The sequence below is a fragment of the Halomonas sp. Ps84H-12 genome, from assembly GCF_024124725.1.
GTDB classification, from domain to species: Bacteria; Pseudomonadota; Gammaproteobacteria; order Pseudomonadales; family Halomonadaceae; genus Vreelandella; species Vreelandella aquamarina.
The window spans coordinates 129,749-155,917 of record NZ_JAMXSJ010000001.1 but is presented as its reverse complement, the minus strand read 5'-3'; the positions used below and the strand labels follow the sequence as shown (position 1 = coordinate 155,917).

Genomic DNA, 26,169 nt, shown 5'->3' with positions numbered 1-26,169 from the left:
AGTGTCATCGAATTACCTTAGGGTAGAAATAAGTCAGTTCTGCGACAACGTCACCTTGGAGCAGAAATAAAAACGCCACGGCAAAGCCGTGGCGCGAACACGTGTTGGCTGCGTTTAGTCAGCAGGTTTGGCGACCAGCGATCGTGTCTCTTCACGGGCTTCCGTGAGTGATACGCGCAGGCTATCGCCCAGCTTGAAGCGCTCTTCGCCTTCGATCTGAATGCGGCCCTCTTTGTCATCGATGACCACTTTATCGCGGTCACTGTGCATCAAGGGGGCAGGCACGAACGCCGTCGCGCCGTTTTCTATCAGGCGAACCCGCATACCGCCACGGTTGATCGCCATGATTTCGGCGTCGAAGGTGTCCTGATTCTGCGCCGCCGGGGTCAGGTAGCGCACGTAAAGCCAATCTTTCACGTCGCGCTCGGCCATACGGTTCAGACGGCGGCGCTCGGTGAGCTGCTCGGTGAGCTGCTGGCTGGCTTCTGCCGGAGCCTGCTCACCCTTCAGCACGCGCTTGATCAAGCGGTGGTTGACCATATCGCCATACTTACGAATCGGCGAGGTCCAGGTGGCGTAGGCGGGCAGCCCCAGGCCGAAGTGCGGGCCAGGCTGAGCCGACATGCTGGTGAAGCCCTGGAAACGGCGCAGGCGCGCATCCAGCCAAGCGTCGTCGCGGCTTTCAAGCGCACGCTTCAGCTCCTTATAGTGGGCAAGCTCGGTAAGTGCTTCCTGGGCCACTTCGATGTCTTGAGTCGCCAGGAACTCTTGTGCCGCTTCAGCTTTTTCCGGCTCGAAAGCGCGGTGTACGTTGAAGATTCCGTGGCCGATATGGCTAGCCAGGAAATCCGCGCAGCAGGCGTTGGCAGCAATCATCGACTCTTCGATCATACGGTTGGCAATGCGGCGGTCTTCGGTGTGAATCCCCAGCACGTTGCCCGCTTCATCCAGATCAAACACGTAATCAGGACGATCTTTAAATACCAGCGCGTGCTCGTTGCGCCACGCGGTACGCGCTTCGGTCAGCTCACGCAGGGCGTGTAGCTGCTCGGCAATATTATCTGCCGGTGCCCAGTCGCCTTGACCTTCAATCCAATCAGAGACGCGCTCGTACACTAGCTTAGCGTGGGACTTCACGTTGGCCGCGAAGAAGCGGTAGTCGCCCAGGCTGCCGTCGGCGTTAATGTTCAGCGTGCAGGCCAGGGCAGGGCGCTCTTGGCCTTCCCGCAGCGAGCAAAGATCATCCGCCAACTGCTCGGGCAACATGGTCACGTTCTGGCCCGGCAGGTACACGGTAAATGCACGGACGCGGGCTTCCAGGTCAGCAGCGTGGCCCTCTTCCACATAAGCGGTGGGGTCGGCAATCGCCACGCTCAGCTGCCAGCCGCCTTCGGGACGGGTCACCACATGTAGGGCATCGTCCATGTCTCGCGTCTTTTCGCCGTCGATGGTAAAGAAGGGCTGTGCGGTGAGGTCTTCCCGCGTCAGTCCCTCGTCGCGTAGCGGCCAATCGCTGCCGGCATCCGGGCACTCTTGCTCCAGCGCGTGGCGAGCAAGCGTCACGCGCCACGGCACGGCGGGGTCGTCGGCTTTGGCCACCAACTCATCGATCTGGGAGAAGAAGCCGCGGTCGTTCTCTTTTAGCGGGTGACGCACCAAACGCGCCACGACCCAATCGCCGTCGGCAATGGAGTCTTCATCCAGGCTATTTTTGATGCGTGCTTTTAGAACGTTGCGAATCGAGGGGTGATCCGGCACCACCGCGAGGCGGCCTTCGCGCTTTTGCACGCGAGCAACGAAGCGGTCTAAACCGGCTTCAATAAGCTTTTCAGGCTCAACCGATTTTTTATCGCCGTTCTCGTGAATCACGGCTTCCACACGGTCGCCGTGCAGCACCTGTTTCATGGCGGGGGGCGGCACGAAATAGGATTCGCCGCTATCAGTTTCAAGAAAACCAAAGCCTTTTTCTGTGGCTTTGATCACCCCTTCAGCGCGCGGGGTGGTTTCACGGATCTGTTGCTTGAGCTGGGCAAGCAGGGAGTTGTTTTGAAGCATGTGTTCAATCAGTTGGCGAGAGTAGGTTGCCACTATACGGATTCCCACTGGCTGCGCCAATCGTTGCCCCTGGGGAAGTGGCGACGGCGACGGCAAGTCAATGACTTACTTACGGTTGGCTGAATCGGTTAAGCTGAGCGAACTGCAACGTTACTCTGCTAACGCACAAGGAGCGCTTTGATGACCCCTCGCCTGATCGTTTCCGACCTTGACGGTACCCTGTTAGGCAGCGACCACCGGTTACATGACAGCACCATTGAGGTGCTCCAAGAGTTGGTTCGGCAGGGGCACCACCTGGCGCTGGCTTCGGGCCGCCACTACCACGATATGCGCGTCTTCCGCGATGAGCTGGGCGTGCCTGCTCACCTGATTAGCACCAACGGGGCTTACACCCACGACCCAGACGGTGGCTTGGTTAGCGCGTCGCACCTCAACCCGGATCACGCCCACGCGCTGATTCATTTACCCCGGCCGCCACAGGTGCGCCTCAACCTTTACCGCGAAGCGGGCTGGCATGTGGACGCCGAAGCGCCACACCTGCTTTCACTGCACGCCTCGACGGGCTTTCGCTATGAGGTCGTGCCACCGGAGCAGATGGACGCCAACGGCGTAGGTAAAGTGCTCTATTTGGGCAACCCGGATGCGCTGGCAGAGCTGGAGGCTCAGGCCCAAGCGGCGCATGGCGATGGGCTGCACATTACCTACTCCACGGTGGACTCGCTAGAGATCATGGCGGGCGGAGTGAATAAAGGCGTGGCGCTCGCGGCGTTGCTGGAGTCGCTTGGGCTCACTGCCGCCGATTGCCTAGCCTTTGGCGATAACCTCAACGACACCGAAATGCTCACCCTGGCAGGCGAGGCCCAGGTGATGGCCAACGCTCATCCGGCGCTGTTCGATCGCGTGCCAGAAGCCCGGCGGATCGGCCACCACGGCGAAGCAGCGGTGGCGTTATTCCTGAAGCAGCGCTTTGGGCTTTAGCATTTGTCGCTGTCATTTTCGCTCTGCCACCTTAGTCGATAGCCGCTTGCGGTAGGCGGAGCGCTCCACCATCATCTAGCCCCTAAAACGATAATAATCTTCAGGAGTGGGGCGAGCTTGGCCTGCTAGGTGACTTAAATGAAGTGGCGAATGCCGAAGGCTGGAACGACCTGTTACCAGAAATTGTGGCCGATATGATGCGTTATGACGGCCAGTACGTAGCCTTGCCCGCAAACGTTGGGCAGCCCCGATGAGGCCTACAACAATCCGGTGGAGTCGATGAACTTCATCCGCGCCACGCTGGAAGCCGACGGCGATGGCTATGCACTGCGCATTGCCACCCCCGACGAAGCCGACCTGCTGCTGCCCTGGCCAACGGCCCGCCATACCGCAGAGCTGGTGGAGCAGCCCGACAAGCCAGTGGTTATGGGTCTACGGCCAGAGCACTTCAGCGAAGAGGATGTGCGGCTGAGCGGTATTAATCGCGGTGACGCGCGGCGGGGGCGGGCTCTTTGTCGAGCCGCTTGATCTGCCGCCAGAGGTCTTGGCGGAGGTCGGCTAATTTGGGCTGCTCCTCTGGCGTGAACACTACGGGGCGGCACAGCCGCTGGGCACGCAGTCCCAGGCGGGCGCTCAGCAACCCGGTCGCTAAGCCCTGGCCGGCTCTTGCTGAAAGGCGGCCTGCCAAATCCAGCGAGAGCATGTCCATGCTGGCATCGGTGGCTAGTTCGCTGGCGCCTGCAAACGCCATGTTGTGCAACACATGGCGAAATAGCCGCAGGCGGCTGGCGTAGCCAAGCTCCAGGCCGTACAGACGGCTTAGCCGATCCACCATGGCCAGGCTGCGCCACGCCACCAGCGCCATATCCACCAGGGTTAGCGGGGAAACCGCCACCATGATGGCGGTTTCCCCCGACATCCGGGTAATCAACCGCTGGGCTTCCCGGTCACGGGGGGCGAGAAGGTGGTAGCGCAGCAGGGTTTGAATCTCTTCCCCGCTATGATGCGGCTGGCACGCTCGCTGAAAGGCCAGCCAGTGCGGGTCGTCGTTGCTCAGTGCAAGCTGCTGTTTTAACTGAACGGCCATCGCCTGGGCCTGCTGGCTGGAGCGCTGGGGAAGCTCGGCTAGGTTGGCCCGTAGCTGATCGTGCCGCTTTAAGCGCCGCAAACGGCCCAGCTCCTTGAGGAGCGATACGCCGCCCAAGCCAATCAGGCTAATCCCAAATAGCTGCCACGCCATCGCCATCCACTGGGACTGGAACAGCGCGTCAGGAATGCCGGTTGCAAGCTCTACCGTGCCGAGTGTGGCACCGCCTGCCAAGGCGAACATCAGCCCCCAGCGGCGCTTGCGAGGCGCGCCAAGGGTCTCTTCCGGCAGCGCTTTGAGTTCGGCTTGGGTCGCCAGCGGCTGGTGCGACTCAGTCGCTGCAAAGCGTTCGTGCTGGCGCAGGGTTTCCTGGGTAGGTTCGGGCGGCGCTTCGGTTTGGAAGTCGCGGCGGGGCTGAGGGTTGCTCATGTCAGTTTGTCTCCAATCAGCCAGTCAATCGCGGCGTCCATACGGATGTGGGGCAGTGCCTCGCTATCGGCGGGCAGCGGGCGGAAGCTGGGGAAATCAAATCCTTGCTGCTGCCAAAAATCGGCTTTGGGCAGGCGGCTGGGCACATCGCCGGGGTACACCAGCACGTCTTCACCTTCTAACGTGGTGCCTTTCAGCGCTGGCGTTCGCTTGCCATCATGAAGCACTTCGCGGGCCTCGGTGGCGCGAATGGCCGCCAGCGACAGCGCTTTCACCGGGATATCGGCAAAGCGTAAGTCTTTCAATGGCTCCGCCAGCAGCGCTTCTAACAGTTGCACCACGTGGGTGTGTTGGTCGGGTGTCACGTGGTCCGCCTTGGTGGCGGCAATGGCGAGGCGGTCAATTTTAGGAGCGAACAGGCGGGTCAGCAGGCTGCGCTTGCCGTAATCAAAGCTCTTCATCAGCTGTTGCAGCGCGCGGGAAAGATCCTCGAAACGCTCCGGCCCGGCGTTAAGCGCGCCCAGCACGTCCACCAATACAATCTGGCGGTCAAAGCGGCGAAAGTGGTCGCGGTAGAAGGGGCGCACCACCTGCTGCTGGTAGTAGCGAAAACGCGCCGCCAGGGTGGCGTAGAGGCTCGACTCGGGCAGCGCGTCGAGGGTTTCTTTGGGAGTATCTAATCCGGGCAGCGGGAAGAACTGCAGCACCGGTGCGCCATCCAGCTCGCCGGGCAGCAAAAAACGCCCTGGCTGCAGGTCAGAGAAGCCCGCCTGCTTGGCACGACGCAGGCCGAGTGCATAGGCATCGGCCAGCGTGGCGAGCTGTGCTTCATCGGCTTCTGCCGTAGGGTCTAGCTGCTCTGACTCGGCCAGCCATTCGCTAAACAGTGCCCGGCGATGAGGGCCTTCGTGCTGGGCTTGGCTCTGGCTCCAGCTGTAGAAGTCGTGCTGCAGCAGCGGCAAATCCAGCAGCCATTCGCCGGGGTAGTCGAACAGATCCAGCGTCAGGTGAGCGATATCCGGCGTAAACCAACCCTGTTGGGCAGGGCGGTAGCGCAGCTGCAAGCGAAGCTCGCTAATGCCACGAGTGGGCTCGGGCCAGCGCGGCGGTGTATCTCTCAGCGATGCCATGCCGGGGTCATAAGGGAAGCGTGGCACGCCTAAGTCCGGCTGATTTAAACGCTGCGCGCCTAGCAGTCGACCTTCACGGGCAACCGGTAGCAGGTCTAACTGTGCTTCTACGCCTGCATGGCGTAGTTGGTTCACCAGCGAGGTTAAAAACGCCGTTTTACCCGCTTGCGAAAGGCCTGTCACCGCCAGCCGCAGCTGCCGGTCTCGGCTTCGCTCTAACAAATTGCTCAATTCGCGGCTTAACGGCTGGCGCATCCTGTCGCTTCCTTCATCGGGTGGGGCATCTTGGCGAGGTGGTGGAACGTTAGCGCTGCCACATAAAGACAAGTTGAGAGAGCATGGGCAGGGTCGCAATGATAAAACCGACGACCGCGAGGCTATAGCCGGGCCAGCGGCGCTGCATTTTTTGTGCAAGCGTTAAGCCAACCAAGCACACCACCATACCGATCAGGTTAAAGGCAAGCGTGGCTGCTTCCAGCCATTGTTGTGGATCCATCGTCGCTCCTTGGGGGTGTATCAATGGCTTGATCATAGCAAAGCCTTGATGAACCGATCATTAACCGCGGCTTATTGTCGTCCCTAGCAGGTGCTGTGCCCCTGGTACTAACCAAACGGGGTCAAGGCGAGTATTGGCGGCTTCAACGCATAAAAAGTGTTTGGCGGCGTCGGCGGGTGTGTCGCTGGGCAGGTCGCTATCCGGGTGCCAGACCACCGTGGAGTCGCTGGACTGCTTACCGATGCGCAGCGTGCGCTGGCCGTCGTTGAGCAGCACCGCTTCATTGGTGTGATAAATACGGTCGACCGGGCCACGAATCGCCAGCGTGCCCTGTTGCTCAGATTCCGCAAAGTCACGCAGCTTATCCAAATAGCGCGCGCCTGCTAGGCCTTCTAAGCGGCATTGATGCACCTCATTAACGGCCAGGTAGGTATGCAGTGCGCCGCTGGTTTTGATCGGAGCATCGCCAATGTTTTCGCTGATGATCTCAACGTTTAGCCGCTGGGCGTTGGCTTGAATGACCACGCGGGCGGTGAGCTGGCTATGCAGACACTCTTCCGGCGAGAGATGGACCTCGATGCCTTCGGCGTGGTCGTCAACGGCGTCCAGACGCCACATGGCGTGGCGGGCAAGCCCATGGAAGGGGCCGTTACGCTCGGGGCTTTCGTCAGCGTAGCGCTCGTCGGCAAACCAGGGCCAGCAAAGCGGAATGCCGCCACGAATCGCGCCCGGCAGCGCCTGCGGCGTTGGCGTTACCCATAGCCAGCCAGTGTCGTTTGTTGGCTGAAAGTGCAGCACCTGTGCGCCTTGCAGGCTAATGACCATTTCCCCCCAGGCCATGTTGAAGAGTGCGACGTCACGGCCCTCCCAGGTGGCGCGTTGATGACCATCAACATGGCTAAGTAGCTGTTTAAGGGAGTCGGGAATCATAAGAGGATCCTTGTGGGAAAAGGCAACAAATGGGCAGAACAGTAGCGCCGTGTGCTATGGTAGGACAAGCATAGATGGAAGGTAAAACCCCAAGCTGAGTGAAACCAAGGAGGTAGTATGGGCTTTATTGCGTGGTTAATCATTGGTGGTTTAGCTGGCTGGATTGCTGGCAACATCATGCGTGGCGGTGGTTTTGGTATTTTAGGCAACATCGGCGTGGGTGTGGTTGGCGCGCTCGTCGGGGGCTTCTTATTTAGTTTGCTGGGTTTACAGGCGGGTGGCTTTATCGGCTCGCTGGTCACGGCAACCGTGGGGGCGGTGGTCTTGCTATGGGTCATTAGTAAAGTCAAAAGCGCTTAGCGCACGCTGCTCTTTGCGGTAATCGCTGCCCGGCCTTTGTGCCGGGCAGCGCTGTTTTGTGCGGCTGCTATCGGTCTTGGCAGCAGATTCCGTTACACTATGCCGCTTTTGGCGGCCTCGTTGGTCTGCTCTGGTTGGTTATGGCTTTTATTGATCGCTTTCTGTTTCTTCGAGGTGTCTTTTGTTCGACGCACTAAATGCCTGGTGGGCTCAACAGCTGGTGCTGTGTGATTGGGCTTTTACACCGCACCCACTGGCGGTGGATGCGGTCGCGGCGGAGCAACGCCTGCTAGAACTGGGTATTACAGATCGTGGCGCGTTGGCAGACCAGCTGTTTTTTGCACTCGGCGCACCGTCAGGCAGCGCCGATCAGCTGTTGGGCGCGCTGGAGTGGGCAGCACTCGCCGGGGCGGCGGGTTGGCTAAGCCAGGCTCAGGCGACGAACTGGGCACACCACTTAACACGGCGCATCACTTCTGACTACAGCGATCAGCGAGCGTGGCTGTCGGATCTACGTCGTGCGCTGGGGGGCAAAGGTTGGGAAACTGGCGCAGATGACCGTTTTATCGACGCCTGCCAAGCATTGGCAGATCTAGAGAGTGAAGGTGAAGGTATCACATGGCAAACCCTGGATACTGAGCTAGCGCAACGCCCTGCACCGGCTTCGTTATGGCCGCAAGCCCCAGAAGCTCAGCCTTGGCGGTTGGGCGCGCTGTTTCGCCCAGTGGTGAGCTACCCGGCTAGCGCCGCCGACTGGCCCGATGCCAGCGAGTGGTTAGGGCACATCTGGCAAGTGTATGACCGCGAGCAACTATTAGAAGTGATGCTATGGCTAAGCGCCCAGGGTGAGCGCCAGCGCTGGGATATTGAAGCCCGCGAGCTGCTGACCATGGATCGCGCCCAGCGCCAAGAGTGGCAGCGGGGTGCGGTGAAGGATGCTCCCTACGCGCCCGTGCTCACTGCGTTCGTCAATCAGGGCGAGCCGTTGGAGTGGGCCGCCTGGGATTGGCTGCGGTTAGTAGAGCTCGCCTGGGCTGGTGCTTGCTGCGGCTGGCTAAGCCAGGCGGAAGCGGACGACCTAGCGGCCCATGCGGCTGACCTCGTCGGGCGCCGTTACCACGACTGGCACGCAGTACTGAAAGCCTACATGCGCGGGCAAAGCCTGTTCGAGGGCGTTGATCGCCGGGGGATGACACCCAGCGCCCGCCATAAGCTGTTAATGCACGCTGCCCATAGCCCCTGGAAGCACTCGCTGGGTGCGTTACTGGACGAGCCGACTCGCCAAGCCTCGCGTACGCGTATCAAAGCGTGGCGCAACACGCCGCACCATTGGCTGCTTGCCCTGGCTGGCGTACGCGAGCCGGATGTCATGCTGCGCCAGCTCAATCCCTCGGCCCCGATTGCCGAGCAGCGCCGCGCTGATGCCGCCGTCTACCTACAGGATTCACTTGGCCTGCATGCGGATGAAGGCCATCAAGTGCTGGCGCGCTATTGGCTACCCGCCCAGGCGCACCATCTCAACCAGCTAGCGGCGGATGCCGCCCATGGCGTATTGCCACCGTCGCAGACGCGCTTTGGTCAGCCGACCCCCGATGAGCTCAAACAGCGCAACGCGGTAAAAGGCGTGAGCCGCCACGCCGCGACAATTCACATGGCCGAGAAGTTTGCCTTCTACCTGCACATGGCCCTCGATAGCGGCCTGTTCGAGCGCGAACCGCTCATGCAGCACGCCAGCGCCCTACGGAGCTGCCTATGCCGTTTTTATGCGACTCCCAAGCGCCTGCTAGAAGCCTGGTTTGCCTGGGAGAGCTGCCTGCCGGAGCCAGAGCACGACTCGCTCATTAATGAAATTTCCTGGCATCTGGAAGACCACGGCAGCCTGTTTCACTGGTTAGATTGGCGGCCAGATGCGTGGTGCGAGCCTGGTGAGCGGCCGACGCTGAGCCACTTTACGGCGATGTCACTGGTGGGGCCGCTGAACAGTGCAGTGTGGAGCGAGCCGCAGTTGGAAAGTCCGCGCGAGTGCGCCGACATTCGCGAATGGGTCGAGAGCCACTACCACCTCACCAGCGCCGACGATATGCAAGAGTTTTTAACCTTCATGCTGGAAGCAGGTGACCGGCAGGAGTATCAGATCAACTACGCGCCCTACACGCTAAATCCAGAGCGCCTAGCAGCAGAAATCGCTATTTTGGAATCCGGTGACTGCGCCGAGGATGAGCGTCATCACCTGTTGCGTCTGCGCCGGGTCAGCACCAATGAAGACGGCTGTAACGAGGTCGACATGGCCGCCTGGGATATTGCCCAGTTGGTAGACCTTGCGATTGCGGCACGGCAGTTAGGCTGGCTCGATAAACCAGCGTTTGCAGAAGTATTAGATCGTGCCTACCAGCTAGCAGCAGACCACTACTCTGGTTGGCAAGAGTATGCGGCGGGTATGTACGCAGGCTTTTCGTTTTTTATGGGCGAAACCCCTGAGCGTGAAAGCTTTTTAGCCGGTTTCCGCCAGGCGTTAGTGGCGTGGCTATGCGGCGCGCCAGTGCTGGCCGGCCCCTGGGCAAGCCTGGATTTTCCGGGTAACAAGCCGCGGCATTTTGCGCCGCTGCATATCGATACGCTGCCGGGTGATCAACGAATCTTACATTAGACTCGCCAAGCATAGGATAACTAGCTTATAGTCCAGGGGTTGTAAAAAATGAGTTTTCTCATGCTTGGGTTTTTTCAATTTCCATTTTGTTACGAGGTTAATCGCATGGTTGCGTCGCCACACCCCGCTGTGACCGCTGTCCGTGTTGTAAGTGTTTGTGTCGTCGTTGCTTTGTTAGCTGGCTGTGCAGGCTCTGCCTCACGCCAGGACATGGAAGCCCCCGAGGATTATTTCTCGATGTCGCTTCCCGGTATGGAGGGAGTCACTCCCCAAATGTCGCCCGTTGATCCTATCAGTGCTCACCTGCGTAACCTGCAGACGCCCCCGCCAACGGTCGTTCGCCAAGCGCTGTTAGAGCAGCATCAGCGGTGGGCAGGAACGCCTTATCGGATTGGGGGGACGACGGATCGAGGGATCGACTGCTCTGCCTTGGTAAGAAACGTTTTCCGCGATACCTTTGACGTTGAGTTACCCCGTTCTACCCAAGATCAAGTGCATGAGGGACGCCCGATCGACCGCCAAGAGCTGCAGGCGGGCGATCTGGTCTTCTTCCGCCCACCCGGACGCTACAACCACGTGGGCATTTACGTAGGCAATGGCTATTTTCTCCATGCGTCCACGTCGAAAGGCGTGATTATTTCCAGCCTGGATAATAGCTACTGGCAGCGCTACTACTGGCAGTCGCGTCGTGCCCTAGAGCCGACCAATCTGGCCCAGCTCAGCAGTCGTTATACGCCGTAAGTGTCGGCCGTGCGCGTCGGTCAACATTGGAAAGGCCATCAATGATTGAAGCAAAAACGCGCGCCTGGTGGCGCGCGACGGCGGCCCTATGTTTAGGGTCGTTTTTGGTGTTTATTAACCTGTATGTGCCGCAACCGTTATTGCCGGGCCTGAAAGAGGCTTACGGGGTTTCCACCTTAGGCGTCAGCCTGTTGATGTCGGTATCTACGCTCTCTTTGGCCTTGGCGCTTTTGGTGTTTGGGCCGCTCTCCGATGCCATTGGCCGCGAAGGGATTATGCGTATCACACTGCTCCTGGCGGGTGGTTTGTCGCTCGCTTTAGCTTTTGCGCCTACCTTCGAGAGTTTATTGTTTCTGCGCTTGCTGCAAGGCTTCGTGCTCGGCGGCTTGCCCGCCGTAGCGATTGCCTGGATGGGGGACGAGTTCGATAAAACCGCCTTGCTGAGTGCCGTGGGGCTTTATATTGGGGCCAATTCGTTAGGCGGTATTAGCGGGCGTATTGTTGGGGGCGGGGCGGCAGCCATCGGTGGGCCTAGCGCTGCGTTTCTCGCGGTGGGTGCCATGACCGTGGTGGGCTGTATCATTTTTTGGCGGCTACTGCCCAATAGCCAAGCCTTTACGCCTAAGCGCTTTCAATTACGCCAAGCGGTGGGGGATCTGCTCGGCCATTTACGCTCGCCGGTGCTGCTCGCTGCCTACTTCCTTGGCGGCATTAACTTTCTGATTTTTATTAACCAGTACAGCTATATTACTTTCCGTTTGGCGGATGCGCCGTATCAACTGGCGGCCAGTGGCCTAGGGCTGATCTTTCTCACCTACCTAGGTGGCACCTTTGGCTCGACAGTGTCGGGCAAGTTGGCGGGGCGCTTTTCCCCCGCCCGCTGCATAAGTGCGGGCATTGTGATTCTCATGTTAGGCACCGCCATCACCCTGGCGGACTCGCTGGCGCTCATCATCCTCGGCTTAACCATTAACGCCTTCGGCTTCTTTATGGCGCACTCATTGGCGTCTAGCTGGGTGGGGCGCTACGCCCAAGGGGCACGGGGCAGCGCCTCGGCGCTCTACCTAGTGTTTTACTACCTCGGTGCCAGCATTGGCGGATTTTGGCTAGAGCCTTTCTGGCGCTGGACACAGTGGCAGGGTGTGGCGATAGGCTCGTGGCTGTTGCTCTGCGTGACGTTGGCCATTGGTGTTGGCTTATGGCGCTTTGAGCGCCGTGCTGCTAATACGTAAGCTGCCACCTGCCAGATGCCACTGTTGATGGCACAGCCGGTTGAGTAGTGCTGTGTCGTGACTAATCACGATGACGCCAAGCTGATGGTGTTCAGCGTGCGCTTTAAGCGCCTGCCACAGCGACAGCTGAGTGATGGGGTCCAGCATGGTGGAGATCTCATCGGCCACCACATAGCGGACGCCGGGGGCGAGGGCGCGCAGCACGCACACCCGTTGTAGCTCGCCGCCGGAGAGTGCGCTGGGAAAGCGCTTTAGCCATTCATCTTCAATGCCAAACGCCGCCATCAGCGTATCTGGCGGTGTCCACGCTTCCCTCAATATCTTTCCTACCCGCCAGCGCGGGTTCACCGCGAGCTCCGGCGACTGGGGCAGCCACTGCACTGGCCGCAGCCCGCGTGTGGGCAGCGGCGAACCATCTACCTGAACACTGCCTTGGGAAGGCGTTAGCTGGCCTGACAATAGCTTGCCAAGCGTTGATTTCCCCGATCCAGAGTCACCGCTGATTCCTAACCACTCACCGGGCGCAAGGCGTAGGGAGATATCCGCCAACAGCGGCGTGCCTGCCGCAAAGTGGAACGATAGCTGGTGGGTTTCAAGCAAGCGCTGGCTCCTGATGCGTCGGATGGAAGGGGTGTGTGCTGAACGCGTTATCCGGTAGCGCCTGCCACAAGTCTCGCGCATAGCAACTCATAAGCTGCTCGCCCTGGCCTTGGAAAGCCTGGGCCGGTGCGGTTTCCAGCGCTTGGCCCTGGCGAATCACGGAAACCCTGTCGGCAATGGTAAGAGCATGGCGCAGATCGTGGGTAATCAGCATCACCGCTTTGCCCTCTAGGGCGATAGCTTTTAGTGCTGCCAGCACACGGTCGCGCTGGTTGGGGTCAAGGCCTACGCTGGGCTCATCGGCAATCACCAGACGTGCGTTGCTCACCTGGGCCATAGCGATGAGCACCCGCCGCGCCATGCCGCCTGACAGCTCGTGAGGGTAGTGGGTAGACGCGTGGCTAAGCTGATAGCGGCTCAATAGCTCATCGGCGCGCTGATGGGCGGCTGAGCGACCAAATCCTGCCCGTTGGGCCGCCCAGCGTACCTGATGCTGGCTGCGGGCGAGCGGGTCAAGAGCATTCAACGATTGAGGAATGAGCGCCAACTGATGCCCCCTCAGCTGCCGCTGGCGCGCTGGTGTTAAGTCCTCCCCCTGGAAGCGCAGCTCTCCTGCGACCCGCGCCGCTTGGGGCAGTAGCCCCATAATGGCGTAGGCCAGCAGGCTTTTACCTGCGCCTGACGCACCCACCACAGCATGCACTTCGCCCGGCTGAAGGTGCAGCGAGAGCGACTCGATACAGGTGGTCCACTCCCGTCGCCACCAGCGGGGGTAGTAGGGGAGTTGCAGGGTTAGCCGGTCAATGGTCAGCATGGCAAGCTCCTTGTTAAACATCGCGATCTTTACAGCGCTTTGCGCAGCATCGAGGCGAAGCGTTCAATCGCCAGTACCATCAGCAGTAAACCCAGCCCAGGAAACACCCCTAGCCACCAGTAGCCGCCGGTAAGGTAGCGCATGGCGTCGGCCAGTAATACGCCGATGGCGGGCTGGGTAGGGTCTAAGCCAACGCCTAAAAAGGTCAGGGCCGCTTCATGCAAAATGGCGTGGGGAAACAGCAGCAGTGCGCCGACCAAGCAGTGAGGCAGCACATGGGGCAGCAAGTGGTACCAAACAATAAATCCTTGGCGTTTGCCAAACCCTTTCGAAATCGCCACATAAGGGGAGTTTCGCAAGCTGAGTAGTTCGGCTCTGAGCAAGCGGGCAAGGCTTGGCCAGTGGGTCAGCGCAACAGCGATAATGACAGCCTGGGTGCCGCCGCCCAGGGCAAAGGCGATCAGCAATAGTAAAATCAGGTGTGGCACGCTCAGCAGCGTATCAATCAGTAAGCTCACCAGCGCATCCAGTATGGGCGAGAGCATGGCGAGACTCGCCAAGCTTAAAGCAATCAGCGTGCCCAACAGTGCCGCGCTCAGCCCTACCCCAAAACTCAAGGCAAGCCCCGCCAGCGTGCGGGCCCAAAGCTCACGCCCTAGGGCATCGGTGCCCAGCCAGTGCTCGGCGCTGGGAGGCATGAGGCGGGCCTCGAACTGCATGTGCAGTGGGCTATCTCCCAGCCATAGAGAACTGCTGAGCAACAGTAATACCAGCAGGCCAAACACACCTGCATAGCCTGCTGCGACCAGGCGCGGCTGGCTATTCATTAGTGCGGTCCCGTGCGATACGTGGGTCGGCCCACTGGTAAAGGCCATCGGCGATGAGGTTGCCAACACTCACAAATAGCGCGGTAAATAGCGCTATGGCGAGCAGTAGCGGCACATCGCTTCGCAAGCCAGCGGCGACGGTCGCCTGCCCAAGTCCTGGGTAAGCAAAGACTTGCTCAACCAGAAGGGAGCCGCCAAATAGCTCGCCGAGAGAGGCAAACGCCAAAGTGACCGCTGGCAGGCTGGCGTGGCGCAGACCGTGGCGCCAGGCGATATCGAAACGGCTGGCGCCTTGGGCAAAGGCGTGCAACGCGGTATCCGAGCGCATAAACGCCGCCATCTTGGCCCGGGTATGTAGCGTGATGGTGGCAACGCCTAACAGGGCGAGGGTGAGAGTAGGTAAAAGAAGATGGTGCAGCTGCGTGAGCAGCGTTACTTCTTGGCTCAGCACGCCCGTGGGCCCTGCGCAGCAGGTGGGGGTCCAGCCCAAGGTGACGGAGAAAAGTAGCAACGCCAGCATGGCGAGCCAAAACGTGGGCGTCGAAGCAGTGATATAAGCATAGCCGCTGATCAAGCGGTCCAGCAGGGAGCCCTCTTTGCTTCCTGCGGCGATGCCGAGTACTACGCCAAGTATCAGCGAGAGCAGCCAAGCGCTCAACAGCAGAAAAAACGAGCGCTGGAAGCGCTGGTTAATGACGTCGCTCACCGGCTGGTTGTAGATATGGCTCCAGCCAAGCTCTCCGCTAAGCAACTGTTGCAGCCAGTGGTGAAACTGCACACTGGCCGGGGCGTTAAACCCCCAGCGTTCGGCAATCAGCGTGCGCTGCTCAGGGCTGACCTGGGCCATTTGCGGGCCAAGATAGGCATCCACCGGGTCGATGGGAGATAGCATCATTAGCCCAAAAGAGACCGCTGCGACACTCAGCAGTACCAGCAACAGCCGAAGTAGGCGGCTCGCTAGCCAAGCCGTTAATCGCACGTCCAGCGCCACTCAAGCAAGTTGGCGGTGACCGGCCAGCCGTGGCCGTGAGGGGCAACGCCCAGTTCGCCCAGGTCGAGGCAGCGGTTGGTGGCATACACGTGGGCAAGGTTGACCATCCAGGCCCAGCTGGTGTCTCCCTGTACCCCATAGCCGGTATCGCCGTCCCATTGGGCGGCTTGCCAATGCTGATTGGCTTCTTCGGTGTTAGCCGCCGCTTGGGCGGCATCCAGGTGTTGGTCGACCGCCTCGTTGGCGTAGTAACCACTGTTGTAAAAACCGAACCCAGCATGCTCGCTATGAAAGAGGTAGAACACTTCCTGCGGGCTATGGCTACCAAAACCAAACACAATGGCATCTTGATGGAGGGCTTCCCGCTGAATCTCGTCCCAGTGGCGGCCAGTGGGCTGCATCTCAATGCCGAGCGGCCGCACCATCTCGGCACTCACTTGGGCTAGCTGTTGGCGCGTGGCGTCGCTGGAGGGGTACGTGAGACGAAAGCGTGCGGGCTGGTCGCCTTTATAGCGCAGTCCGTCCTCCTCTTGGCGCTCCCAGCCTGCCTCCTTTAGAAGCGTATTCGCACGGGCTAAATTCGGCGCTGCCACTTTCTCGCCTTCTTGGCTCCACGGAAGGCCGTCCGCTGGCCCAAAGGCCGGGCGTCCAAAGCCGTTGAGTGCTACGTCCACCAACGTTTCTCGGTCTAAGGCTAGATTCACCGCTTGGCGAATAGCGAGATCAGCCGTGACGTTATTCCCGATGGGCGCGCCGTTGGCCGCTTGCTCGCCTTCATCAGGCTGCATGGGAAACAGAATGCCGCGGTTGTCCACACTGTTCATAATGACCCGCTGCATCTGCTCAGGGATGTTCTCTGCCAGCGCTGGTGGCACCGCAGCGAGATCCACCTGGCCTGCGTGAGCTGCACTTAGAGTGGCGGCTTCATCGGTAAACAGAAACACCAGACGCTCGAAGACCGGCGCGGGGCCGTAAAAGTAGGGGTTCCGCTCAACAATCAGCTGCTCACCCTCTTGCCACTCCACTAACCGGTAAGGGCCTGACCCCAGCGGCTGCCTGCCATACTCGTCGCCATAGCCGTTTTCTCGCTCGGCGTTGGGCACGATACCCAGTGTCATCAACTGGTCGATAAAAGTGATGCGCGGTGTTTTGAGCGTCAGCTCAACCGTATTACCATCGATAGCACGGGCGCTTTCCAGTGCGCTGAGATCGGCACGGCCACCTGCCTCAGCAGCAGCATTAAAGGTGAAGGCCACATCCTCAGCGGTAAGCGGAGTATTGTCAGAAAAGCGTACGTCCGTACGTAAAGTCAGCGTCCAGGTCAGGCGATCTTCAGAAAGGGACCATTCTGTGGCTAGGCCTGGTTGTGGGGTTAAGTCCTGGCCACGGGTAAGCAGCGTAGACTGAAATAGAGGGCTGCCGTACTGACCCCAGCCCAACAGCGGATCAAACCCTTGCTCCGGCTCACCACCAATGGCAAGCACTAGCTGGTCTTTGGCCAACGCTGGCGCGCTTAGCGCTACGCATGTGGCTGCGAGAGCCAGTATGATAGGGCGACGCATGGGACACCTTTTTCAGGCTATTGGTATGATGTTTTTACAATAACATCATACTAATAGCACTGGAAGTTGCGGCAACGCACAACATCAGACCAGTGAAGGAGAGGGTATGCAGCGGGTAACGGTAACGCTGGATGAGGAGCTGTTAAGCGAGGTCGATGCGCTGATGGCGCTGCGCGGCTATCAAAATCGCTCAGAGGCCATTCGTGACTTGACCCGCAACGGGTTAAAGCAGGTGAAAGAGGAGGTTGCGCCCAATGCGCCGTGTATGGGAGCGCTGGTGTATGTGTATGACCACGCGGCGCGAGATCTCTCTAAGCGCCTGACTCGTCACTCTCATGACCATCACGATTTAACGCTCTCAACGCTGCATGTGCATATCAATCACGATAGCTGCTTGGAAGTCGCACTCTTAAAGGGGCAGGGGAGTGCACTGAAGCAGTTTGCCGATGAGGTAACATCATCGCGTAGCGTGCGTTATGGCCAACTTGTGTTGATTCCAGAAGAGTCAGCATCACATAGCGGCCATTAAAATAAAAAGGGCGGCCCATTGGCCGCCCTTTGTGGCATGCAAGAGCTTAGTGCTCTACGCCGCCTTCGCCGTGCACGTGGCCGTGCTCGGCTTCTTCCTGGCTTGCTTCGCGTACGGTCGCAATTTCAACGTCAAAGTTGAGGTGCTGACCCGCCAGCGGGTGGTTGCCATCAACCACAACGGTGTCGCCTTCAACTTTCTTGACGGTAACCATGAGCGGGCCGCCTTGGGTTTGCGCTTGGAACTGCATACCTGGCTCAATGCTTTCAACACCTTGGAAGGCATCACGCGGTACTTCTTGCAGCAGCTGCTCTTGAACTTCGCCGTAACCCTCTTCAGGGGAAACTTTAACGTTCAGTTTGTCCCCAGCAACACGACCTTCAAGCTCTTTTTCCAGGCCTGGGATGATGTTGCCAGCGCCGTGGAGATACGTCAGCGGCTCGCGGCCTTCAGAACTGTCTAGCACCTCACCTGCATCGTTGGTCAGGGTGTAGTGGAACGCGACAACCGAGTTTTGCGCAATTTGCATTGAATAACCTTTCGGTGAGTGCATGTCCCAACATGGTAACGCGTGTGGGCCAGCTTGTCAGGGGGTAAGCGGGCTTTTTCCACCTCCACGCCTTTAGCGCTATTGCGCCGGGGGGTGTGCAGGGATACCCTACAGCAATTAATTTTTCTCTTGAAATAACACTCACCGGAGCCTGTTATGACTATCTTCTTAATTTGGGTTATCGCCTTTGTACTGATTGCTTATTTTGCTAATAAGCGTTGGGAAAACGGCGTTAGCCAGGGGCTAGATAAAATGCTGCCAAGCGTGCTGAAAACCCATGGCGGCAACCGCTATTTGTGGGTGGTTGCGTTGGCCGTATTGGGTGCTACAACTTTGATTCGCCCTGTAGATGTGCTGCTGGTGGCGATTTTGCTCGCGGTGATTGCATTGGTAGTGATGAAACTTGCCAACTGGGCAAGCAGAATAGCCCACTAAGTCGCGCCATCGAGTCCACTCCTGGGTTCGAATCGTCAAATAGCTGAATAAACAACAGCCCGGCCAAATCGGCCGGGCTGTTGTTTTGACGAGCCGCGACGCGTATAGCGTCGGGCGAATAGTGGGCACCTCTGGTGCTAGTAAGGCGCAACGCTCAGGTTGGCACCGCTGCCAATCAAACGAACCCGTTGGCCTGCTTGGTACTGACGATCGGCGCTTTGCACGACGACCACATCCGTCCCATCATCACGACGAATTTCCATTTCCAGTGCGTTGATCCGGTTGGCGCGATCTTCTGCGGCCGTACCGGCAACGGCACCGCCCAAGGCACCAGCAACGGTGGCAAGCTGACGGCCAGAACCGCCGCCAATTTGGCTACCCAGCAGGCCACCAATCACGGCGCCGCCGCCACCACCCAGCAAATTGCCGGTGCGGCTATCGGCCTGAATTTGCACGGGGCGAACGGCCACGATGGTGCCATAGCTGACGCTCTGCCCCGTTTGCGCTTGGTTACCACGGTAAACATCGCCGGAGTAGGGCGCGGTATTGGCGCAGCCAGCCAGTGTCAAAATGCTTAACGCGGCAACAGGTAGTAAACGTTTCATTAAAACCTCCAGTGGGTATCAGCATCTATGGCCGTGAATCGGTCGCAAGGCGTTGCGTACAATTTATTTTAGAACAGCGTTCGTTAAAAGATAACGGAATCGTACAGCTTTGACCAGCCATCCAGAAAAAAGGTCATAAAGTAAAGTGTAGACAGGCATTAAGAAAGCAGTGTGCAAAAATTTTGCACGCGTTTGGGTTAATTGCAAAGTATTAAACGGAAGGCAAAAAACAGGAGGCCGAAGCCTCCTGGAGGTATTGCGAGTAAGGTTGATTAACCGAACTGATTCATGGTGTTGTCTTTGCCGCCCGCTTTCAGCGCTGCGTCGCCATGGAAGAACTCTTTATGATCGTCACCGATGTTAGAACCTGCCATGTCCTGGTGCTTAACAGTGGCGATACCTTGGCGGATCTCTTGACGCTGCACACCTTCCACATAGGCCAGCATACCTTCGTCGCCAAAGTAGCCCTTAGCCAGGTTGTCGGTAGAGAGCGCTGCGGTGTGGTACGTGGGCAGTGTAATCAGGTGGTGGAAGATACCTGCTTCGCGAGAGCTATCGCGCTGGAAGTTACGCGTCCACTCGTCGGCCAATTGACCAAGTTCGGTGTTGTCATACTCCACGCTCATCAGCTTGTCGCGCTGGTAAGCCGAGACATCCTTGCCCTCTTTCTCCCAGGCATCGAAGACCTGCTGACGGAAGTTGAGCGTCCAGTTGAAGGAGGGCGAGTTGTTGTAGACCAGCTTGGCATCCGGCACCACCTCGCGGATACGGTTCACCATGCTAGCAATTTGGCCAACGTGGGGCTTTTCGGTCTCGATCCACAGCAGGTCGGCACCGTTTTGCAGGCTGGTGATGCAGTCCAGCACCACGCGATCTTCCCCCGTGCCCGGCTTGAACTGGTAGAGACCCGAGGCTAAACGCTTGGGCTTGACCAGCTTGCCGTTTTGCTTGATGACGACGTCACCGTTGTTGATGTCTGCCGCGTTCTCGATGACGTCCCCATCCAAGAAGCTGTTGTACTGGTCGCCCAGGTCGCCCGGCTCGTTGGTGACGGCGATCTTCTGGGTCAGGCCAGCGCCCAGAGAGTCGGTGCGGGCTACAATCACGCCATCTTCTACGCCCAGCTCCAAGAAGGCATAGCGCACGGCGTTGATCTTCGCCAGGAAGTCTTCGTGGGGAACGGTGACCTTGCCATCCTGGTGGCCGCACTGCTTCTCGTCGGAGACCTGGTTTTCGAGCTGGATACAGCAAGCGCCCGCTTGAATGAATTTTTTGGCCAGTAGGTAGGTGGCTTCGGCGTTACCGAAACCGGCGTCGATATCGGCAATAATCGGCACGATATGCGTTTCGTAGTTGTCGATCTTGCTGATCAGCTCTTGCTCTTTAGCGCTATCGCCTGCCGCCTTGGCGTCGTCCAGGGCGCGGAACAGGTGGTTGAGTTCCCAGGCATCCGCTTGCTTCAAGAAGGTATAGAGCTCTTCGATCAGGTGCGAGACCGAGGTTTTCTCGTGCATGGATTGGTCGGGAAGCGGGCCGAACTCGGAGCGCAGGGCTGCCACCATCCATCCAGAGAGGTAGAGGTAGCGGCGTTTGGTGGTGCCGAAGTGTTTCTTGATCGAGATGAGCTTTTGCTGACCGATGAAACCGTGCCAGCAGCCCAACGACTGAGTGTACTGGGAGGTGTCGGCATCGTAGGCGGCCATGTCGTCGCGCATGATCTTGGCCGTGTAGCGAGCGATGTCCAAACCGGTATGGAAACGGTTTTGAGCGCGCATACGGGCAGCATATTCAGGTTTGATGGCTGACCACTTGCCGCCTTGGGCTTCGCGAAGGTGGGCCATGGCTTTGATATCGTCGAGCAGTCCTGTCATGAGCTGATTCCTCCAGAGTTATCGTCGTTCGCACGTTAGCTTGTTCTTATGCTGCACCTGCGAGATAGATTCCAGCATTATTCAAATTCGCGACGCTGTCTCTACACCCATCGTCTCTTAATAAAACGTCGCGGTGTGGCGCTTTGCGTTTCACAGTGTCGGTGTCTCCGAAGAGGAGAGTCCTTAACGCTGCAGTGCAATAACTATCGACTAGGCAAGGAGATTCAACAATTGTCACTTGGGGGCATGCGGCGTTGTAGTCCGACGACAGCGACTACGCCAAACGCCCTGTTTGTGTAGTCGTTTTTCGTCATGGCTTTGACTACGAACACAAAAAAGCGCCACACGGGGTGGCGCTTGGCGACATTGGAACTGAATCACTACAAAAACAGCGTCATCTCACGATGGGGAATGCCTGCATCCATAAACACGTCGCCGTGGGCAACAAACCCCAGGCGTTCATAGAAAGCGAGGGCATGTAACTGGGCGCTAAGCGCTGCATGAGAGTGGCCGGCCTCGCGGGCGGCTTTAATGGCCGCCTCCATTAGCTGGTAGCCAATGCCCGTGCCTCGGGCGCTGCTAAGTACCGCAACGCGGCCAATGTGGCCATCGGGCAGCAGTCGCGCGGTGCCTACCGGCTCGCCATTGAGAGTGGCTAAAAAGTGCAGGCACTCCGTATCGCGGCCATCCCACTCTTCCTCTTGAGGAACTTGCTGCTCGTCGATAAAGACGATTCGGCGAATCAGCGAGGCTGGCTCACCCAGTAATGCCCAACTACCACTTTTTACCGTTACCGCTTCCACGCCTTACTCCTCGTCGTCTCCTTCGCCCATAAAACCAAGGCTGCCGCTGTTGATGAGCTGTGTAATCAGCGCTTTAGCGCCGTCAATTTCCAGCACCTCTTCGTACATCGGCGTTGGGTCAGCGAGGCGTTTTGCCAGAGTCTCTGAGCAGGTATGCCCGTCGCCATCGACAAATAGCGTGGTGCCTGACGCATCGCTACGCCATGCAAAGCGAGAACCCGGCATATGGAACAGTGGCTCACCGTCTTGTAGTTGAGCAACAAGGTCGGCTTCGCTTATCGGCTCTTCGAGGGGCACGACTTGATCGATATATTTGGGCTGGGTCATCACGCGGCCAAACCACTGAGCAACCTGTTCAGGATTATCCAGGGTGGAGAGAATAAACTGGCGCATGCGTTCGACGGCGGCATCGTCCAGCTCGCCTACCTCCTCGGCAGGGGCCATGCCCGCATCGCTATAACGCTGGGAGTCCGACATTTGTTCGCCGACATAATCGGCATACGAGGTGATGGCTTCGTCGGCCGAGGGCGCCCGGAAACCCACCGAAATCGTCATGCAGTCGTCGGTTTGGCTGACGCCGTGATGTGCCCAGCCGGGGGGGAGGTAGAGCATGTCGCCGGGTGCCAGGGTCCAGTCAGAACCTGCTTCAATCTCGAAAGATTCGAGAATGCGCAGGTCGATGCCCTGAATGATGGGAGCATTACCTGGCTGCTTGCCGCCAAGCTGCCAACGACGGTGGCCGCTTGCCTGCAGTAAAAACACATCATACTGGTCGATATGCGGGCCAACACTGCCGCCGGGCGGTGCATAGCTCACCATGATGTCGTCCAGCCGCCAGCGGGGTAGAAAATCAAACTCTTCCATCAGCGCAGCGATAGAGGGCACATAGTGATCCACCGCTTGAACCAGTAGGCTCCAGTGGCCTTCTGGAAGGCGCTCGAAGGTAGCGTTATCAAACGGCCCATGGGAGACCTGCCAAGGGCCTTCAGGGCCGTTCTCTTCGACCAGCCGCGCTTCGACGCCCGGTTCGCAGGCAAGACCTGCCAGCTCGTCGGGGTCGATGGGGCTGACGAAATCAGGGATAGCGCCACGAATCAGCAGTGGCTTCTGTTGCCAGTAGTTGGCCAAGAAGTCTGCGGGCGTTAAATCGCCCAGCAGGGTGAGTGGCTTATCGTGATGACTCATGGCGTTATCCTAGTTCAAGTGAGCGCTACGTTAGTGTCGCAGGGCGTCGTTTAGAGTGCAGCAAGCCGCTGGTTGAGTGCTTCGGCCTGGGCCTTCGCATTACCAATATAGCTGGCGGGCGAGAGCGCCTTCAGCTCATTTTTCACCGTCTCGGGCAGCTCAAGGGTATCAATAAAGGCCGCAAAGCCCGCTTGGTCAATACGCTTGCCGCGAGTAAGTTCTTTGAGCTTCTCGTAGGGCTTTTCAATGCCGTAGCGACGCATCACGGTTTGGATCGGCTCGGCCAGTACTTCCCAGCTGTTATCCAGGTCTTCTGCCAAGCGCGACGGGTTAGCTTCCAGCTTGCTGATGCCCTTAAGGCTAGCGTGGTAGCCAATCAGGCCATAGGCCAAGCCAACGCCTAGGTTACGCAGTACGGTGGAGTCGGTCAGGTCGCGCTGCCAGCGAGAAATCGGTAGTTTCTGTGCTAGGTGGCTCATCACCGCGTTGGCGAGGCCCAGGTTGCCTTCTGAGTTTTCAAAGTCAATCGGGTTGACCTTGTGCGGCATGGTGGAAGAGCCAATTTCGCCCTCTACGGTGCGCTGCTTGAAGTAGCCCAGGGAAATATAGCCCCATACGTCGCGGTCAAAGTCGATCAGGATCGTGTTGTAGCGGCAGATCGCATCGAACAGTTCGGCAATGTAGTCGTGGGGTTCGATTTGCGTGGTATAGGGGTTAAAGCTTAAGCCCAAGCCTTCAACAAAGGTGCGCGCGTTGGCTTCCCAGTCGATATCTGGGTAGGTGGTCAGGTGGGCGTTGTAGTTGCCGACCGCACCGTTGATTTTGCCCAGAATCTCCACGCTTTCGATCTGCTTGAGCTGGCGCTTGAGGCGATACGCCACGTTAGCCATCTCTTTACCTAGCGTGGTGGGGCTAGCCGTTTGGCCATGGGTGCGTGACAGCATCGGCTGGCCTGCATGGGCAATCGCCAGCTTGGCAATCTCATCGGCGACTTCGTGCATTGTCGGCAGCATAGCTTTTAGGCCATCTGCCAGCATCACGCCGTAAGAGAGGTTGTTGATGTCTTCACTGGTGCAGGCGAAGTGGATAAATTCGGTAACGGCGTTTAGCTCGGCTTGGCCTGCAATCTTCTCTTTTAGGAAGTACTCCACCGCTTTAACGTCGTGATTGGTGGTGCGCTCAATCTCTTTGATACGCTCCGCGTCATCGACTGAGAAGTCACGAATAAGCTGCTCTAGAAACGCGGTGGCTTCTGCGGAAAGCGGCGGGACTTCGACAATCTGGCCGTGCTCAGCAAGGCGCTGCAGCCAGCGCACTTCCACGATCACGCGCGCACGGATCAGGCCGAATTCGCTGAAGTGTTCACGTAGCGCGGCGGCTTTGGCGCCGTAGCGGCCGTCAACGGGAGAAAGGGCGGTCAGAGCAGAGAGTTGCATGGCTTGGTTTCCAGAGTGGTCAAAGTCGGAGGTCGAAAGTAAGGTGTCTTGGCGGCTAGCTGAAGTTATCCAGCGCTCGGCGTAGCGCCTTGCGTTGAAACACCAGCTTCCAGCGGCGGCCGCCCTGCTGATGCCACAGCAGCGCAAAGCGAATGCCGGCCATTAAACAGGCGCGTACCCGTTCGGGCATCATGCGGGTTTGCAGTAGCGAGGGGTCGCCCTGCACCACAATGCGCGTTTTAAACGTTGAGATGGTTTCTTGGTAGGTTTCACCGAGGCTGGCAATGACGTTTTCGTGGGTAGTGCCAAAGTGTTCTGCTTGACCTTGTACATGGGTCAGCTTTTGACCTAACACGTCCATCATCTGGCGGTCGGTGCGCAGCTTATTCATTAGCAGCAGCAGCGAAAATCCGTAGCGCAATACCACCGGGTTGGCCTGCTTGCGGCCGACGAGCGCTTCCAGCGTGTCCAGCCCGCGGCGTAGGTTGTTCGGGTGGCCGCCGTAGATGGCTTCAAAACTTTCCGGGTTGGTGTCTACCGTCGCGTTGATCAGCGTTTCCCAGGCACGGGTATCAACTTGTCCCGTACGGGCGAGCTCGTCGACGAGGCTTGCTGCTTGAAAGACCCCCGCCAGGGCGAGGGCTTGGCGGGCGGCGGGGGTGTCGGGCGCGCGGTGAATAGGGGTTGCGCTCATGCAGCGGTCTCCGAGGCATTCCAGGTGGCGCGAATAACGCCGCCGCCTAAGCAGATGTCGTTATCGTAAAGCACCAGCGACTGGCCGGGCGTGACCGCCCACTGCGGGTCGTCAAAAATGACCTCAACGCTGCCATCGGCCTGGGCGACAATTTCGCAGGGGCAGTCGCTTTGGCGGTAGCGGGTTTTGGCGGTAAAGCGGCCTTGCTGAACCGGCGGCTTTCCAGCGACCCAGTCCATCGCCTCGGTGGCGAGTGCATTGGTGTAAAGCAGCGGATGATGCTTGCCTTGCACCACGATCAGCACGTTGCGCTCGAGATCTTTTGCCGCCACGTACCAGGGGTCTTCGGAGTAGTTGGCCAAACCGCCAATACCTAACCCTTGACGCTGCCCCAGGGTGTAGTACATCAAGCCCATATGCTGGCCAATTTCATCGCCTTCAGGGGTCTCGATGGTGCCCGGCTGGGCGGGCAGGTACTGCTGCAGGAAGTCGCGGAAACGACGCTCACCGATAAAGCAGATACCAGTGGAGTCCTTTTTCTTCGCGGTGACGAGGTCGTGCTGCTCCGCCAGCGCGCGCACTTCGGGTTTTTCAAGCTCACCGACCGGGAACAGCGTGCGGGCAATCGCCGCTTCTGGCACCGCGTGTAGGAAGTAGCTTTGGTCTTTATTGCCATCCAGGCCTTTCAGCAGGCGCGGGTGACCGTCACGGATGCCTTGGCGCACGTAGTGGCCGGTGGCGATTTTGTCGGCACCCAGCATCTCGGCATACTCTAAGAAGACCTTAAACTTGATCTCCCGGTTACAAAGGATGTCGGGATTAGGCGTACGGCCCGCTTTGTACTCCGCTAGAAAATGCTCGAAAACGTTGTCCCAATATTCGGCGGCGAAGTTGGCGGTATGAAGCTTGATACCCAGCTTGGCGCACACGGCTTCCGCGTCGGCCAAATCCTCTTTGGCCGTGCAGTATTCGGTGCCGTCGTCTTCATCCCAGTTTTTCATAAACAGGCCTTCGACGTCGTACCCCTGTTGGAGCAGAAGGAGAGCAGAAACGGAGGAGTCGACGCCGCCGGACATGCCGACAATCACTTTACCAGTGGCAGCGGTGTGGGTGTCTGACGTGTCCTGGGTGGCTGTGCCATCGGTGGATGTCATTGGCATCCTCAGTTGAAGTGGTGTGCAA

General features: G+C 58.7%; 26 protein-coding genes. 8 read left to right on the top strand and 18 right to left on the bottom strand.

The features are described from left to right. Positions 1-114: 114 nt before the first annotated feature. Positions 115-2,055 carry an exoribonuclease II gene (locus NH344_RS00790; protein WP_253027398.1) on the bottom strand — a complete coding sequence of 647 codons (1,941 nt, stop codon included), beginning with the start codon at positions 2,053-2,055 and terminating at the stop codon, positions 115-117. A gap of 180 nt (positions 2,056-2,235) precedes the next feature. On the opposite strand from NH344_RS00790, the gene NH344_RS00785 reads away from it, so the two are divergent. Together NH344_RS00785 and NH344_RS00780 are read left to right on the top strand one after the other, a co-directional pair. Continuing rightward, positions 2,236-3,033 carry a Cof-type HAD-IIB family hydrolase gene (locus tag NH344_RS00785; protein WP_044627825.1) on the top strand — a complete coding sequence of 266 codons (798 nt, stop codon included), beginning with the start codon at positions 2,236-2,238 and terminating at the stop codon, positions 3,031-3,033. Positions 3,034-3,312: 279 nt separating this feature from the next. Further along, positions 3,313-3,561: a hypothetical protein gene (locus NH344_RS00780; protein ID WP_044627824.1), complete on the top strand. Its 249-nt coding sequence runs from the start codon at positions 3,313-3,315 to the stop codon at positions 3,559-3,561. On the opposite strand, the gene NH344_RS00775 is transcribed toward NH344_RS00780, so the two are convergent. Genes NH344_RS00775 through NH344_RS00760 form a run of 4 tightly spaced genes read right to left on the bottom strand, consistent with a single transcriptional unit; the run spans position 3,512 to position 7,105 of the window. Further along, positions 3,512-4,549: a TIGR01620 family protein gene (locus tag NH344_RS00775; RefSeq protein ID WP_044627823.1), complete on the bottom strand. Its 1,038-nt coding sequence runs from the start codon at positions 4,547-4,549 to the stop codon at positions 3,512-3,514. The genes NH344_RS00780 and NH344_RS00775 overlap by 50 nt on opposite strands. Next, a complete protein-coding gene (locus tag NH344_RS00770; protein WP_044627822.1) occupies positions 4,546-5,934 on the bottom strand; it encodes a YcjX family protein in 1,389 nt (462 codons plus the stop codon). Before NH344_RS00770 ends, NH344_RS00775 begins: the two co-directional genes overlap by 4 nt. A gap of 49 nt (positions 5,935-5,983) precedes the next feature. Further along, positions 5,984-6,175 (bottom strand): hypothetical protein, encoded by a 192-nt coding sequence (locus NH344_RS00765; RefSeq protein ID WP_044627821.1) that lies wholly within the window; start codon positions 6,173-6,175, stop codon positions 5,984-5,986. A gap of 60 nt (positions 6,176-6,235) precedes the next feature. Beyond that, positions 6,236-7,105: a D-hexose-6-phosphate mutarotase gene (locus NH344_RS00760; protein WP_058576923.1), complete on the bottom strand. Its 870-nt coding sequence runs from the start codon at positions 7,103-7,105 to the stop codon at positions 6,236-6,238. Between the two features lie 117 nt (positions 7,106-7,222). Here NH344_RS00760 and NH344_RS00755 point away from each other — a divergent pair, with 117 nt between their 5' ends. The 4 genes from NH344_RS00755 (at position 7,223) to NH344_RS00740 (ending at position 12,085) form a co-directional block, all read left to right on the top strand. Further along, a complete protein-coding gene (locus tag NH344_RS00755) occupies positions 7,223-7,465 on the top strand; it encodes a GlsB/YeaQ/YmgE family stress response membrane protein (protein WP_044627819.1) in 243 nt (80 codons plus the stop codon). Between the two features lie 181 nt (positions 7,466-7,646). After that, entirely contained in the window at positions 7,647-10,112 is a 2,466-nt protein-coding gene (locus NH344_RS00750) for a YbeU/YbeR family protein (protein ID WP_253027383.1), read from the top strand. 105 nt (positions 10,113-10,217) lie between these two features. Further along, positions 10,218-10,853 (top strand): NlpC/P60 family protein, encoded by a 636-nt coding sequence (locus tag NH344_RS00745; protein WP_084354485.1) that lies wholly within the window; start codon positions 10,218-10,220, stop codon positions 10,851-10,853. Positions 10,854-10,894: 41 nt separating this feature from the next. Then, the gene (locus NH344_RS00740; protein ID WP_253027381.1) at positions 10,895-12,085 is read left to right on the top strand and encodes an MFS transporter; all 1,191 of its coding nucleotides are present in this window, start codon (positions 10,895-10,897) and stop codon (positions 12,083-12,085) included. Here the strand turns inward: NH344_RS00740 and NH344_RS00735 are convergent. From NH344_RS00735 to NH344_RS00715, 5 genes are read right to left on the bottom strand one after another with little or no spacing between them, the layout of a single operon-like run. Then, positions 12,050-12,685, bottom strand: a complete 636-nt coding sequence (locus NH344_RS00735) for an ATP-binding cassette domain-containing protein (protein ID WP_044627816.1) — start codon at positions 12,683-12,685, stop codon at positions 12,050-12,052. The genes NH344_RS00740 and NH344_RS00735 overlap by 36 nt on opposite strands. Next, positions 12,678-13,499, bottom strand: coding sequence for an ATP-binding cassette domain-containing protein (locus tag NH344_RS00730; RefSeq protein ID WP_058576921.1), 822 nt, complete (start codon positions 13,497-13,499; stop codon positions 12,678-12,680). The genes NH344_RS00735 and NH344_RS00730 overlap by 8 nt, the downstream gene beginning before the upstream one ends. A 29-nt stretch (positions 13,500-13,528) precedes the next feature. Then, complete coding sequence (locus NH344_RS00725; RefSeq protein ID WP_058576920.1) at positions 13,529-14,326, bottom strand: ABC transporter permease; 798 nt, start codon at positions 14,324-14,326, stop codon at positions 13,529-13,531. Continuing rightward, the gene (locus NH344_RS00720; RefSeq protein WP_058576919.1) at positions 14,319-15,305 is read right to left on the bottom strand and encodes an ABC transporter permease; all 987 of its coding nucleotides are present in this window, start codon (positions 15,303-15,305) and stop codon (positions 14,319-14,321) included. Before NH344_RS00720 ends, NH344_RS00725 begins: the two co-directional genes overlap by 8 nt. Beyond that, positions 15,296-16,879, bottom strand: a complete 1,584-nt coding sequence (locus NH344_RS00715; RefSeq protein WP_058576918.1) for an ABC transporter substrate-binding protein — start codon at positions 16,877-16,879, stop codon at positions 15,296-15,298. The genes NH344_RS00720 and NH344_RS00715 overlap by 10 nt, the downstream gene beginning before the upstream one ends. 106 nt (positions 16,880-16,985) lie before the next feature. On the opposite strand from NH344_RS00715, the gene nikR reads away from it, so the two are divergent. Beyond that, positions 16,986-17,408 (top strand): nickel-responsive transcriptional regulator NikR, encoded by a 423-nt coding sequence (gene nikR, locus NH344_RS00710; protein ID WP_044627811.1) that lies wholly within the window; start codon positions 16,986-16,988, stop codon positions 17,406-17,408. 46 nt (positions 17,409-17,454) lie between these two features. Here the strand turns inward: nikR and NH344_RS00705 are convergent, their stop codons facing one another. Beyond that, entirely contained in the window at positions 17,455-17,937 is a 483-nt protein-coding gene (locus NH344_RS00705) for a peptidylprolyl isomerase (RefSeq protein WP_044627810.1), read from the bottom strand. 177 nt (positions 17,938-18,114) lie between these two features. Here NH344_RS00705 and NH344_RS00700 point away from each other — a divergent pair, with 177 nt between their 5' ends. Next, positions 18,115-18,393: a hypothetical protein gene (locus NH344_RS00700; protein WP_054641193.1), complete on the top strand. Its 279-nt coding sequence runs from the start codon at positions 18,115-18,117 to the stop codon at positions 18,391-18,393. A 137-nt stretch (positions 18,394-18,530) separates the two neighbouring features. Here the strand turns inward: NH344_RS00700 and NH344_RS00695 are convergent, their stop codons facing one another. The 7 genes from NH344_RS00695 to mnmA all read right to left on the bottom strand — a co-directional run bounded on the left by NH344_RS00695 (position 18,531) and on the right by mnmA (position 26,141). Beyond that, a complete protein-coding gene (locus NH344_RS00695; RefSeq protein ID WP_054641192.1) occupies positions 18,531-18,998 on the bottom strand; it encodes a glycine zipper 2TM domain-containing protein in 468 nt (155 codons plus the stop codon). A gap of 272 nt (positions 18,999-19,270) precedes the next feature. Continuing rightward, the gene (locus tag NH344_RS00690) at positions 19,271-20,869 is read right to left on the bottom strand and encodes an isocitrate lyase (protein WP_044627807.1); all 1,599 of its coding nucleotides are present in this window, start codon (positions 20,867-20,869) and stop codon (positions 19,271-19,273) included. A 380-nt stretch (positions 20,870-21,249) separates the two neighbouring features. Beyond that, positions 21,250-21,672 (bottom strand): GNAT family N-acetyltransferase, encoded by a 423-nt coding sequence (locus NH344_RS00685; RefSeq protein ID WP_062373624.1) that lies wholly within the window; start codon positions 21,670-21,672, stop codon positions 21,250-21,252. 3 nt (positions 21,673-21,675) lie between these two features. Further along, positions 21,676-22,857, bottom strand: coding sequence for a cupin domain-containing protein (locus NH344_RS00680; RefSeq protein WP_253027379.1), 1,182 nt, complete (start codon positions 22,855-22,857; stop codon positions 21,676-21,678). Positions 22,858-22,907: 50 nt separating this feature from the next. Continuing rightward, a complete protein-coding gene (purB, locus tag NH344_RS00675) occupies positions 22,908-24,293 on the bottom strand; it encodes an adenylosuccinate lyase (RefSeq protein WP_044627804.1) in 1,386 nt (461 codons plus the stop codon). Positions 24,294-24,348: 55 nt separating this feature from the next. After that, positions 24,349-24,987, bottom strand: a complete 639-nt coding sequence (gene hflD / locus NH344_RS00670) for a high frequency lysogenization protein HflD (protein ID WP_062373629.1) — start codon at positions 24,985-24,987, stop codon at positions 24,349-24,351. Beyond that, positions 24,984-26,141 carry a tRNA 2-thiouridine(34) synthase MnmA gene (gene mnmA / locus NH344_RS00665; protein ID WP_290443916.1) on the bottom strand — a complete coding sequence of 386 codons (1,158 nt, stop codon included), beginning with the start codon at positions 26,139-26,141 and terminating at the stop codon, positions 24,984-24,986. The genes hflD and mnmA overlap by 4 nt, the downstream gene beginning before the upstream one ends. Positions 26,142-26,169: the final 28 nt, after the last annotated feature.